The sequence below is a fragment of the Fundidesulfovibrio agrisoli genome, from assembly GCF_022808715.1.
Classification (GTDB): Bacteria; Desulfobacterota; Desulfovibrionia; order Desulfovibrionales; family Desulfovibrionaceae; genus Fundidesulfovibrio; species Fundidesulfovibrio agrisoli.
In genome coordinates, this window is the sequence record NZ_JAKZKX010000029.1 from 1 (window position 1) to 12,997 (window position 12,997).

General features: G+C 68.4%; 8 protein-coding genes. 3 read left to right on the forward strand and 5 right to left on the reverse strand.

Going from position 1 to position 12,997, the window contains the following annotated elements:
- Positions 1–315: 315 nt before the first annotated feature.
- The 3 genes from prfA to rpmE form a co-directional block, all read right to left on the reverse strand.
- Entirely contained in the window at positions 316–1,389 is a 1,074-nt protein-coding gene (prfA, locus tag MLE27_RS15855) for a peptide chain release factor 1 (protein WP_243313241.1), read from the reverse strand.
- 14 nt (positions 1,390–1,403) lie between these two features.
- Entirely contained in the window at positions 1,404–2,267 is an 864-nt protein-coding gene (locus MLE27_RS15860; protein WP_243313243.1) for a DUF1385 domain-containing protein, read from the reverse strand.
- A gap of 114 nt (positions 2,268–2,381) precedes the next feature.
- Positions 2,382–2,600: a 50S ribosomal protein L31 gene (gene rpmE, locus MLE27_RS15865; RefSeq protein ID WP_243313246.1), complete on the reverse strand. Its 219-nt coding sequence runs from the start codon at positions 2,598–2,600 to the stop codon at positions 2,382–2,384.
- Between the two features lie 147 nt (positions 2,601–2,747).
- Between rpmE and thiC the strand changes: the two genes are divergently transcribed.
- Together thiC and gpmA are read left to right on the forward strand one after the other, a co-directional pair.
- Positions 2,748–4,049, forward strand: coding sequence for a phosphomethylpyrimidine synthase ThiC (gene thiC / locus MLE27_RS15870; protein ID WP_243313248.1), 1,302 nt, complete (start codon positions 2,748–2,750; stop codon positions 4,047–4,049).
- Positions 4,050–4,208: 159 nt separating this feature from the next.
- Positions 4,209–4,955, forward strand: coding sequence for a 2,3-diphosphoglycerate-dependent phosphoglycerate mutase (gpmA, locus tag MLE27_RS15875; RefSeq protein ID WP_243313251.1), 747 nt, complete (start codon positions 4,209–4,211; stop codon positions 4,953–4,955).
- Between the two features lie 310 nt (positions 4,956–5,265).
- Here gpmA and MLE27_RS15880 read toward each other — a convergent pair whose 3' ends face one another.
- The gene (locus tag MLE27_RS15880) at positions 5,266–9,462 is read right to left on the reverse strand and encodes a hypothetical protein (protein ID WP_243313253.1); all 4,197 of its coding nucleotides are present in this window, start codon (positions 9,460–9,462) and stop codon (positions 5,266–5,268) included.
- 69 nt (positions 9,463–9,531) lie between these two features.
- Between MLE27_RS15880 and mutY the strand changes: the two genes are divergently transcribed.
- The gene (mutY, locus tag MLE27_RS15885; RefSeq protein WP_279355876.1) at positions 9,532–10,623 is read left to right on the forward strand and encodes an A/G-specific adenine glycosylase; all 1,092 of its coding nucleotides are present in this window, start codon (positions 9,532–9,534) and stop codon (positions 10,621–10,623) included.
- A 140-nt stretch (positions 10,624–10,763) separates the two neighbouring features.
- Here the strand turns inward: mutY and MLE27_RS15895 are convergent, their stop codons facing one another.
- Positions 10,764–12,983 carry a sensor histidine kinase gene (locus tag MLE27_RS15895; RefSeq protein WP_243313255.1) on the reverse strand — a complete coding sequence of 740 codons (2,220 nt, stop codon included), beginning with the start codon at positions 12,981–12,983 and terminating at the stop codon, positions 10,764–10,766.
- Between the last annotated feature and the right edge of the window lie 14 nt (positions 12,984–12,997).

The following is a 12,997-nucleotide window of genomic DNA, read 5'->3' on the forward strand; positions in this document are numbered from 1 at the left end:
CAAGCCGATATATCGGAAGAATATCGTCATGCGCCGCCCCCGCCGCCCCACCAGGAAGACCACGTAGTTCACGGCGACAGGAAGGGGAACGCGATGAAAGCCCGGAAGCAATTCCGGTGATGGTCTCCGGGATCGGCGGGAAACGTCCAGGTGGATGGAACCGGGGTAGAACGCGAAGCTTATGTGGGATTGCAAAGGGAGTTCCTCCCTTTGCCCGCCGGAGGCCCTCCTCTCCACGCTCCTCCCGTTCCCAAAAGAAAACGCCCGCGCACTGTGCGTGCGCGGGCGTCCTGCTTTCGATTCCAACCGGGCGGGCTAGGCGTTGTCGGCCTGGGCCTTGAGCGCCTCGGTCTGGTAGTGGTTGATCAGGGCGTTCATCATGTCGTCGATGTCGCCGTCCATGATCTTGTCCAGGTTGTGCATGGTGAAGCCGATGCGGTGGTCGGTCATGCGGCCCTGGGGGAAGTTGTAGGTGCGGATGCGCTCGGAGCGGTCGCCGGAGCCGACCTGCTGGCGGCGGGTGGCCTCCACCTCCATGCGCTGCTTCTCCTGCTCCTGGTGCAGCAGGCGGGAGAGCAGCACCTTCATGGCCTTGGCCTTGTTCTTGTGCTGGCTCTTCTCGTCCTGGCAGATGACCACCAGCCCGGAGGGGATGTGGGTCACGCGCACGGCGGAGTCCGTGGTGTTCACGCTCTGGCCGCCGGGCCCGCCGGAGCGGTACACGTCGATGCGCAGCTCGTTGGGGTCGAGCTTCACGTCCACCTCGTCGGCCTCGGGCAGGATGGCCACGGTGGCCGCGGAAGTATGGATGCGGCCCTGGGTCTCCGTGGCGGGCACGCGCTGCACGCGGTGCGTACCGGACTCGTACTTCAGGCGGCTGTAGACCTTGTCGCCGGAGATGTTGGCGATGATTTCCTTGAAGCCGCCCGTATCGGAGGGGGACTCGCTGAGCACTTCCAGCTTCCAGCGCTGGCGCTCGGCGTAGCGCATGTACATGCGGAAGAGGTCCGCGGCGAAGAGCGCGGCTTCCTCGCCGCCGGTGCCCGCGCGTATTTCCAGGAGGATGTTCTTGTCGTCCAGGGGGTCCTTGGGCAGCAGCAGGATCTTGAGCTCCGCCTCCAGGTTGGGGATCTCCTCCTGGAGGGCCTTGATCTCGGCGGCGGCCATCTCCCGCATTTCGGGGTCGGAGTCCTCGAGGAGGAGCTTGTTCTCCTCCAGGTCTTCCCGGAGCTTCTTGTAGCGCCGGTACACGGAGACGACCCCGCCCAGGTCCGAGTGGGTCTTGGTGAGCTTGCGGTAGCGCTCCTGGTCGGCCAGGGCCTCGGGGGAGGACAACTCCTTCTCGAGTTCGACGAACCTGGTTTCAATGCTTTCGAGCTTGGCGAACATGACCTGCTTCCGGATTATTTGCGCCCGAGCGCCCCGTTGAGGGCCGCGATGGCCACCTCGATCTGGGCGTCGTCGGGCTCGTGGGTGGTGAGCATCTGCATGGCCAGCCCAGGGCAGGCCAGGGCCTTGCAGAGGATGTTCTTGTGGAACTTCCCGGAGAACTTGATGATCTCGTAGGATATGGCGCTGATGGGCACCATGAGCACGAACTTCACGCCGATGATGTAGGCCTGCTTGAGCACCCCGTTCTCCGGCGCCCAGAACTGCAGCAGCAGGGGCACCAGGAAGGTGTAGAGCACAATTGAGACCGCCAGCACGAACAGCAGGAAAGTCGTTCCGCAACGCGGATGCAGGCGGGAGAAGTCCCTGACGGCCTCGGGCGAGAGGGTCACGTTGTTCTCGAAGGCCCAGATGACCTTGTGCTCCGCCCCGTGGTACTGGAACACCCGCCGGATGTCCGGAATGAAGGAGATGCACAGGATGTAGCCCACGAACATCACCAGCTTGAACAGGCCGTCCCACATGTGGAAGGACAAGGCCTCGGCCCCGCCGGAAAGCCCCAGCCACTTCATGCCCAGCGAGAACATGTGCGGGGCCACCACGAAGAGCAGCAGCGCGAACCCGATGGCCGAAACCATGGTCAGCGTCATGGCCCAGGGGGAAATCTCCCCCTCCTCCTCGTCCAGCGCCTGCTGGGCGGAGAAGTTCAGGGCCTTGATGCCGTTGACCAGGGTCTCCAGCAATACGGGAAAGCCGCGCACGAAGGGCTTCTTGAGCCACTTCGCGTCGGTGAGGCTGAACCAGGGCCGCGTCTCGACGAATATCTCGCCGTCGGGGCGCCGCACCGCGATGGCCAAGCAGTTCTTGGAGCGGATCATGACCCCCTCCATCACCGCCTGCCCTCCTACGGTCTCATTGGCGCCAAGCGCATTGGGCATGGGCATACTTGAAAGAAAAAGCGGCGCACAAGGCGCCGCTTCGTGCTTGCTGGCCTAGGCCGTCTTTTCTTCGAACTTGGCGTATTTCTTACGGAAGCGGTCGATGCGGCCCGCGGTGTCGATCAGGCGCTGCTTGCCGGTGTAGAAGGGGTGGCAGTTGGAACAGATTTCCACGGAAACCGTCTCACCCTTGGTGGAAAGCACTTCGGACTGATAGCCGCAGTTGCACACGACCTTAGCCTTGAACGTCTTGGGATGGATGTCGCTCTTCATCAGAAGCTCCTTGATCTAATCGAAGAGGGGCTCTATACACCCGGGCATGCCACTTGGCAAGCGCAATCAGCCCCTTTTCCGCGCGATATTGTCGTGGTAGGAAATGGCGCACATCACGTCACTACCCCCACCTGAAGGATCACCCATATGTCTCTGACCCAGAAAAATAGCATCGTTTCCAACTATTTGAAAACGCACGGCCAAGCCCTTTCCACCCACGAGCACGTAAGCGTCGAGCAGATGCGCTCCGGCTTGGACGGAGGCACCATGGTCCTGCTGGGCAACCCCGCCCATAAGAATGTGTCCGTCACCCTGATCGGTCAACCCGGCCGGGTCAAGGTAAACGCAAACATCGGCACCTCCCCCATGATCAACAACGTGGAGATGGAGCTGCAGAAGCTGCGCCTGGCCGAGAAGGCCGGGGCGCACACCGTGATGGACCTCTCCACCGCGGGCGACCTGGACGATGTTCGCGTGCGCATCCTGGCGGAATCGGGCCTGCCCCTGGGCACCGTGCCGCTCTACTCCGTGGCCCAGCCCTACGTGGCCCGCGGGGAGGACCCCAGCGACTTCAGCAAGGCCGAGCTCTTCGAGGAGATCGAGAAGGAAGCCGAGCAGGGCGTGGACTTCATGACCCTGCACTGCGGCGTCACGGCCAAGGCCGCCCGCCTGGGCTCCGACGGCAGGCGCATCCTGGGCATCGTCTCGCGCGGCGGCTCCCTGCTGGCGCGCTGGATGAAGCGCCACGGCAAGGAAAACCCCATGCTCGAGCACTACGACGAGCTGCTCAAGATCTGCCTCAAGCACAACGTGACCATCAGCCTGGGCGACGGCCTGCGCCCCGGTGCGGGCGCGGACGCGGGCGACTCCGCCCAGTGGGAGGAGGTCGCCGTGCTGGGCGACCTGGCCCGCCAGGCCCTTGAATACGGCGTTCAGACCATGATCGAAGGCCCCGGCCACGTGCCCCTGCACCTGGTGCAGAGCCAGATCCAGGGCATCAAGCGCCTGACCAACAACGCCCCGCTCTACGTGCTCGGGCCCCTGACCACCGACGCGGCCGCCGGGTACGACCACATCGCCGGGGCCATCGGCGGCGCGCAGGCCGCCTACTTCGGCGCGGACTTCCTCTGCTACCTGACCCCGGCCGAGCACGTCACCCTGCCCGGCCCCGACGACGTCTGGGACGGCGTGAAGGCCAGCCTGATCGCCGCGCAGAGCGCCGAGACCGCCCTGGGCCGCCCCTGGGCCGTGGAGCGCGACCTGGCCATCTCCAAGGCCCGCGCCGCCCTGGACTGGGACGCCATGGCCGCCAACGCCCTGGACCCCCACACCCTGGCCAAACGCCGCAAGGACTTCCATAAGGAAAAGGAATGCGCCATGTGCGGTTCCTTTTGCGCCATCCGCATGTTAGAAGGCCTGGAGCCCGAAGGCGGCTGCAAGAAGTCCTAGCCGCCAGGGATGCAAGTCAGCGGCCCGCCTGGGCACAGGCCGGTACGATTGAGAAAAAAGCCAGGTCCGAAGCATAGTTGCCATATGTAAGGGCTTGGCTTTTTTTTCGTATCGCAACCAGTCTGGCTTCATGGGCGAGAAGTCCGCAAGGAGGCAGCCATGTTCAAGCTCGTGCTCGTGCGCCACGGCCAGAGCCAGTGGAACCTCGAAAACCGTTTCACCGGTTGGACCGACGTGCCCCTCTCCCCCCTGGGGGAGGCCGAAGCCGCCGCCGGGGCCAAGGCGCTTTTGGAGGCGGGCCTGGGGTTCGACGCGTGTTACACGTCCTACCTCAAGCGCGCGGTAAAGACGCTGGACATCGTGCTGGAGGCCATGGACCTCATGTGGCTGCCGGTGCACAAGTCCTGGCGGCTCAACGAGCGCCACTACGGAGCCTTGCAGGGCCTGAACAAGGCCGAGATGGCCGAGAAGTTCGGCGAGGAGCAGGTGTTCGTCTGGCGCAGAAGCTACGACGTGCGCCCGCCCGCGCTGGAGGCCGACGATCCGCGCCACCCGCGCTTCGACCCGCGCTACGCCGAACTGACCCAGGACGAACTGCCCGGGGTGGAGTGCCTCAAGGACACGGTGGCCCGCGTGCTGCCCTACTGGCATGAGGTCGTTGCTCCGCAGGTGCGCGCGGGCAAGCGCGTGCTCATCGCGGCGCACGGCAACTCGCTTCGGGCGTTGGTGAAGTATCTGGACGGCGTGAGCGACGAGGCCATCACCAAGCTGAACATCCCCACCGGCGTGCCCCTGGTGTACGAGCTGGACGAGGCCCTGAAGCCCGTCAAGCACTACTACCTGGGCGACCCGGACGAGATCGCCCGGCAGATCGAGGCCGTGGCCAGCCAGGGCAAGGCCAAATAGGGTCCGGCGGCAGGAAGAGAATACGAAAGGCCGGTGGAGCACAGCTCCACCGGCCTTTTTATTGGAATGGTGATGGAGAGCGTGGGGCTCCGCCCCACACCCCGCCAGGGGGATGATCCCCCTGGACCCCGCAATTAAAAATCCGGGAAGGCGACGCCTTCCCGGATTTTATTTACCTTGAGAACAACGAGACGCCCCCTGTGGGCGCAAAGCTATTGGGGGTGCAGGGGAGTCACTCCCCTGCCGGAGGGGTTTGGGGAGGCAGCGCCTCCCCAAGAATCTCCCCCGGAACCAATGCTCTACAGCCGGGCTACGCCCCTCCGCCCTTACCGCCTTCCTCCGTCGGGGCGGGCTGCCCTTCCTGGCCGCCCTGCCCTGCCTCGGCAGCGGCGGCTGGCTCTTCCGGCTTGCCTCCCTTGGAAGGTGCAAGGGGCTTCAAGGGCTTCAGCTTGAGATCGGGCTTGCGCCAGGCCCCGCCAACGCAGAAGCTGTCCCAGGCCCAGCGCAGCCAGCCCACCAGGGAGAAGGCCAGCCACAGGGACCAGGCCAGCATCAGCCCCCGGTACCACCACACGGAGACGGACCAGACCTTCGCCACGGGCAGGGCCGAGGGCGTGCGGTCGAACAGCCAGACCAGATGGTGCGGGTTGGAGCCGTTGCCCTGCACCATGCCCACCGCCGCGCCCAGCAGGCCGTCGCGCACGGCCTCGAACAGGCAGCTCAGCCCGGCCAGCACCAGGCAGACCAGCAGCACCTGCACCGCGTTGAAGGCGAACCAGCCCTCCCGGATCTGGTAGTTCCGGCGCAGGCCCAACGCCACGAGCCAGGCCGCCGCGCCAAGGGCCACGACGCCACCGGGCTGCACCAGCCCCAGCCCCAAGAGCATCCACTGCGCGAAGCCCAGCGGCGTCCACGGCAGGCGGGAGAACAGCGCCGCAACGATCAACACCACACAGAGCGTGCCCCAGAACACCACGGCTGGGCCCATGGGCGTGGCCCCGGAGACCCAGAGCACCCAGCGGTCCCGCGGCAGGTCCAGGGTGACCTCGGCGTTCACGGCCGGGTGCCCCACGTCCACGGTGGGGCTGGCCCCGGCGAAGAAGCCGTCCCTGGGCTGCCGCCAGTTCACCGTGACCTCCTGCACGCCGGGCGAAAGGGCGATGCCCACTTCTCCGGGCTTGTCGGACGACCAGGGCGCGGGCTGCCCCCCGATCTGCAACCCGGTGAGCTGCGCGTCGGCGGGCAATGCGAGGGTGTGCCGCCCCCCGAGGGAGGAGCGCAGGTGGAGCATGAGCCGCACCTCGTCCTGCCGCGCCCCCAGGGCGGAGCGTAAACGGACACGGTCGATGGTCAGGCTCTCGCCCGGCGCGGCCTCGGGCCTCGTGAGCTTGATGGAAGCCTTCTCGCCGGGCCAGGGCCGCCACATCGGGCTCCAGGCCCCGGATTCGTCCTGGCTGGCGGTGACCGGGATGCCCGAGAGGGCCACGTCCCACACGGGGGAGGCCCTCAGCCGCCAGGTCTCCACCCAGGGGGCGTCAGTCGGGGCTTCAAGGGTCACTTCGGGGGATATGTCCAGGCGGGAGCGCCAGGAGAGTTCCTGCCGACCGGCCGCCAGGGAGACGACGGCCTTGCCGTTCTCCACGGGCACGCCGCCCTCCAGCACGGATTCGCCGGGCATGAGCCCCACATGGACCAGCACGGGCTGGTCCGCCGGGGTCATGCGCCGCACGGTGGTCCGCGCCTGCCAGGCCAGCCCGAGCTCCAGCGTGCGCCGGACCTCCAGGAACGGCGGGTACACGGGCGTGAGCGAGGCCTGCTCCTTCCGGCCCGCCTCGCCTTGGCGCGTCAGGCGCAGGGAGCCCTGGAACACGCCGTCCTGGTCGATGCCCAGCACGGCCCAGCCCGGAGCCTCCACCCGGCAGGTTCTGGGTTGGAGCGGCGCGGAGATCGTGACGGCCACGTCAGCCGGTACGGGGCCGCTCATGACGACCTTGTGCGCGCCCTCCTCCAGCAGCGCCCAGAGCCCGGCCTCGGTGGCATACAGGGGGACGGGCTTGCCGTCCGCGCTCAGGGACGCGGGCCGCCAGCCGCTGACCACGGGCAGGGGCATGGCCAACTGCGTGGCCGCTCCGGCCTCCAGCGTGAGGGTGAGGCCCTTGGCGTCCAGATTGACAGCCATGGAGGATACGCCCGCGCAGGTGGGGAAGCACTCGGCAGGGGCCAGCAGGCGCGTGCGCAGCTCGTCCAGCACTTCCTTGGGGGGCGCCTCCCCGGCCTGGGCAGCCCCTGCCGAGGCCAGTGCGGCCAGGCAGAGCAGCACGGCCGCCACGGATTTGCCGGCGCGCAGGGTGGAGCCGATCATGCCCCCGGCCACCAGCCAGATGCCCGCCAGCAGCAGCGCCACCCGGACGAAGCAGAGGGCCGTGTTGCCCGCGGGCGGCATGAGCATCAGGCGCAGGGTCTGGTTGGCGTCCACCGGGCCGTTCCAGGTCAGGCGGACGCTGTGCCACCTCCAGGCGGGTATGCCTGGGCCGGTCTGCACCAGGCTGGAGGGGTCGGACCCAAGGAAGACCGCCCCGCCCTCCGCCTGTGTTCGGGGAGCCTTTTCCTTGGCCAGTCTTTCCATGGAGACGGACGGGGACACGGGCGGCGCGGCCTGCGGCCTGGGCACGGGGGATGCCTCCTGAGCCTCCATTTCGTCCGTCGCCTGCATGGGCGACATCTCCACCCTCTTCACTGAAGCTGGGCCTGGGGAAAAAAAGGACGGTGTGAACTGCGGATGCAGGCCCAGGCGGATCTGGTCCGCCGCGAAGGCCAGGGCCGCGAGGCACAGCGCCAGCACCGCGCCCGCCCGCAGGATGCGCAACGCCCCGGCCACGCGGGGCCAGTCCCCGGCTTTGGAGCTGGATTCGAATGCCCGGGACACTCCCAGCACCGCCAGCAGCACGAGCCAGGTGTCCACTGGCGCGCCGGGCTCGTGCTGCGCCAGCAACAGGAAGGCCAGCAGCGCCGCCCCGGCGGCCACTCCGCGCAGTTTCCAGGCCCCGAGCGCGGCCAGCATGGTGATGAAGATGTCCAGCAGGTTCCACTTCCCGGCCCAGGATTCGCTCAGGGCGTCCGGCCCGGAGGCGTCCAGCAGGGTCCAGCCCGGCGGCAGGTGCAGCACCGCCGACAGGGAGGAGACGCCCGCCTCCCAGCCTGTGGCCGGGATGGCGATGGAGGCGTCGGGGTAGCGGGCCTCGGCCGTGACCGCCAGGGGGGACTGGCGCAACTCCACGCCGCGCCGCTTCTCCGGCCCGAGCAGCACCACGGGCAGGTCACGCCCGCCCGAGCTCACCCGGCCCAGCTCGCCGGGCTCGCGCATGGCCAGCACGGGCGAGCGGCGCAGCGGCCCCGAGATGGTGTCCTGGGCGGTGAGGCCCTTGCCGTCGAAATCCAGCCAGAGCTCGCGGCCGACCTTCAGGTCGTCCCCCGGCGGCAGGGATTCCCCGCGCCGCACCAGTTGCAAGGCCACGGTGGCCCCCTTCTCCAGCACGTAGGCCGGGAAGCGCTTCCAGTCCTGGGGCAGGTCCGAGGTCTGGGGGTCGGTGGAGGGCGGGCCGGAGAGCTTCACCTCCCGCAGGGCCTTGTCGGCCTGGAAGGCCCAGGTCTCCCGCCCGAAAGGAGCCGCCACCGGACCCACGGACATGATCCCGCCGGGCAGGCGGCTGACGATCTCCACATCGTACCTGCCCGCCCCGGCCTGCACCAGCACCTTGCCGTCCGGCCCGAAACCCACGGGGATGGGCGAGTTGACGCCCAGCGGCTCGGAGCCGGGCAGCAGCAGGCCGTCCAGGGTCATGGTCCGGGAGCGCCCGGAGACCTCCAGGCGGGCCAGGGTGGTGAGGGTCATGGGCTGGCCGTCGCGCAGCAGGCGCATGACGGTCACGCCCAAGGCGTCGGCCTGGGCTTTGGCCGTGTCCGCGCCGGAGACGTCCAGCGCGCCGTCGGGGGTCAGGCGGGGGTTCTCGACGGGCTTGCCGTCCACGGTCAGCTCGATCAGCCCGGTCTGGGCGGCGATGCGCACGGCCTGAGGCTTGCGCTTCCAGGGCAGTTGGCCCTCCACCTGCCATTCTCCGGGCTGGAGCCTCAGCCCGGGCCTGCCGTTCATGTCCAGCACGGCGGCGGGCTTGCCGCCAAGCGTCACGGCGGCGGGCCAGAGCCCCTGCGCCCACGGCAGGGGCACGGTCTGGGGGGCGAAAACCCTGAAGTTCTGCTTGAAGGTTGCGCCGTCCGCGGCCACGGCCAGCTTCAGCCGGGTGGGATACGCGCATTGCCGCTGGGCGGGGTCCAGGGCCTGGGGCGGGCATTGGGCCGCGTCCTGCCGGTAGAGCGTCCAGCCGGCCCAGGGGGCGAGGTCCGGCGGCAACCAGGGCTTGTCCTGCGCGGGGGCGGACTGCGGGCTGAACAGTGCGGCGGCAGCCTGCAGCAGCAGGCACAGAGCGATGGCGACGGTCGGTCTCGGCATGGCCTCTCCTTCTATCGACGGCGTCCTTGCCCTGTGCTATAACCCAGCCTGCCCGAATTGGAAACGAACATGCCTGACGCATCCCGCTTTTCGTCCCTCCTGCTGGACTGGTTCCGGCAGGCCAAACGCCCCCTGCCCTGGCGCGACGGCTACGATCCCTATCAGGTCTGGCTCTCGGAGGTTATGCTCCAGCAGACCCAGATGGACAGGGCCGTGGAGTATTTCAACCGCTTCCTGGCCCGCTTCCCCGACGTGCACAGCCTGGCCCGCGCCAGCGAGGAGGAGGTGCTGCGGCTCTGGGAGGGGCTGGGCTATTACGGCCGCGCCCGCAACCTGCTCAAGGCCGCCCGGGCCATCGTGGATGTGCACGGCGGGGCGGTGCCCTCCTCCGCCGCCGAGCTTTCGGCCCTGCCCGGCGTGGGAGCCTACACCACCGGGGCGGTGCTCTCCATCGCCTACGGGCAGGACATGGCCGCCGTGGACGCCAACGTGGAGCGCGTTCTGGCCCGCGTGTTCGACATCGCCCTCTCACCCAAGGCGCCGGAAGGCCGCAGGCGCTTCGCCGGGCTGGCGCTCTCGCTCATACCCCAGGGTCAGGCCCGCGACTTCAACCAGGCGCTCATGGAGCTCGGCGCGCTGGTCTGCACCCCGCGCGACCCGGCCTGCCCGCGCTGCCCCCTGGCCTCCATCTGCCTCGCCCTGGCCAAGGACACCGTGGACCTGCGCCCGGCCCTCCCCCCAGGCAAGCCCGTGGTTCCCATTGGCATGGGCACGGCGGTCATCCTGCACGAGGGGCTGATCTACGTGCAGAAGCGCCTGCCCGGCGGCGTATGGGGTGGATTGTGGGAGTTCCCGGGCGGCCAGATCGAACCCGGGGAGGAGCCCGAGCAGGCGGCCCTGCGCGAAGTGCGGGAGGAGACCGGCTTCGTGGTGCGCAGCCTGGGCAAGCTGGCGGTCATCAAGCATTCCTACACCCGTTACCGGGTGACCATGCACGCCTACCTGACGGGCTTCCCCGAGGGCGCCGCGCCGTGCGAGCCCGTGCTCACGGCGGCCAGCTCCTTCCGCTGGCTGCCCCTGGCCAAACTGGAGGGCCTGGCCTTCCCCACGGCCATGCGCAAGCTGGCCGAGGCCATCGCCCGCGACCCGCGCCTGGCCTGAACCCAGCGCCATGGCCGCTGCGGCGCCGCCCGCAGCCTGGCTGGCCGGGCTGCCGGGCCGGGCATTCCTGAAAAATTGAAAGTGACGATTGAACAAACCGCGCCGGGTAGGCGCGGGATTCCGAACTGACGGGAGCGGTTCTACAGCCCCCGGCGGTAAGGGAGCCGGATCAGGAAGCGGGTGCCCTGCCCGGGGGTGGACTCCACGTCGATGCTGCCCTTGTGATTCTCCACCACGATGAAATAGGCCACCGAGAGCCCGAGGCCGGTGCCTTCGCCGATGGCCTTGGTGGTGAAGAAGGGCTCGAACACGCGGCGGCGGACCTCCTCGCTCATGCCGGGGCCGTTGTCCTCGATGATGACAAGGGCCGCGTTCTTCTCCGGCTGGGTGCGCAGGGTCAGCATGGGCGAGGCCAGGGACACGGCAGGGAGCGCGCCGTCCTGCGCTTCCGCAGGCGCGCCTTCGGGCGCGGGCAGGCCCTTGCGCCCCTCAGGCGCGGGCGCGGGCTTCGGCGGGGAGAAATCCTTTGATTTCAGGGCCTGGGCCGAGTTCTTGATGATGTTGAAGAAGACCTGCTCGATCTCCATGGGCTGGCATTCGACCTTGGGCATGTAGGTGCTGTAGTCCCGCACGATCCTCACGTGGCGGAAGTCGTACTGCTTCTTGAGGTCGTAGTCGCCCCCGGCCAGCTCCAGCGCTTTCTCCAGCAGGTCGCCGGGGTCGCAGGCGGCGTAGTCCCTGCCCGACTTGCGGGCGAAGCCCAGCATGTTGCTCACGATCCTGGAGGCGCGCACCCCGCCCTCGCGGATGCCCTCCAGGAACTGGTCCAGCCCCCGCAGCCGCATGTATTCGCGCATGGCCCCCAGATCCAGCCCGGCTTCCTGAGCCACCCGGATGTTGGCGGGCTGCTCCGGGTCCAGCCTGCGGGTGACGACCTGGAGCGCCTGAAGGATGGAGGCCAGGGGGTTGTTGATCTCGTGGGCCATGCCCGCGGCCAGTCCGCCCACGGACATCATCTTCTCGGTCTGGACCATGATCTCCTGGATGCGGGAGCGCTCGGTGATGTCCTCGAAGGCGGCCACCGCCCCGGTGACCTGCCCGCTCTCGCCCAGCAGGGGCGCGGCGTTGAACAGCAGGGCCTTGCGGTTGCCCGAGCCCAGGCGGAACCACACGTTCCTGCCCAGCACGGGCTTCTGGGAGGCCAGGGCCTGCCCCGGGGGCAGCTCGGAGAGGTTCAGCGGCGCGCCCTCCTTGTTCTCGAACAGCTCCGTCCAGTTTCTGGGCCGGGGGGCCTCCTCGGTGGGGGCGAGCTCGAAGATATGCTGGGCGCGCTCGTTGAGGTAGTCCGGCCTGCCCGCGGCGTCGAAGGTGGCGATGCCCACGGGGGTCGTTTCGGCCAGCGCCCTGTACCTGCCCTCGGAGCAGCGCAGCCGGGCGATGGCGTTTCTGAGCGCGTAGAGCGCCACGGCCACCAGGGCCAGCACGCACAGGGACACCAGGGCGTTGATGGCCGCCAGCCTGGACGCCGGGCGCAGCAGTTCGTCCGCGTCGGCCTCCACCACCAGCACCCAGTCCGTGTCGGGGTTGACGGCGGCCACGGCCATGCGCTCCGTCTGGGCGTTGTGGTAGCGCACCACGCCGACGCCGTTCGCGGCGCGCAGCTTGCGAATGGCCTCCTCGCCGGGGTGGAACTGCCCGGCGCGGCCCCAGGAGGGCGTGCCCAGCAGTTGGTTGGCCTCGTCGAGCAGGTAGGCTCCGCCGCTCTTGCCGATGCGGATGCCGTCCAGGATCTCTCGGGAGAACCTGCCGATATCCACCACCAGGGCCATGACGCCCACGGCCTGCTTGTCCTGCCCCTGCACGGGGCCTGAGACCACCATCACCGGCTTGCCCGAGTAATAGCTCTTGAGGATCGTGGAGGTGACCACCTCGTTCTTCAAGGAACGCTTGAAGTAATCGCGCTCCACCACCTTCACGGAGGGGTTCCCCGCCGGGTCGGAGGAGGCCACGACCAGTCCGTCCGGCCTGGCCAGTATGGCCCGGTCGTAGTAGTCGCGCACAAGGCGGCCGGAGAGGCGCTTTTCGGCGGCCTGACGCGCGGAGCGGCCCAGGTAGGTGTCGGACAGGGCCAGCCTGAACACGTCCTCCTGGGACCAGAGCGCCAGGTTGCCGCGCAGGGACTGCACCTTGCCCGAAACGTCGCGGTTGAGCGAATCCAGCGCCTGCGTCATCTGGCCCACCGCCATGTCTTCGGCGGCCTGCTTGGTGTGGAAGTAGGAAGTGGCCGTGGTCAGGAGCATTCCCAGAAAGACCAGGAACAGGATGGGTACGAGGTACGGCCGGGACAGATTGATGGTCATGCGGAGGCCCTCGG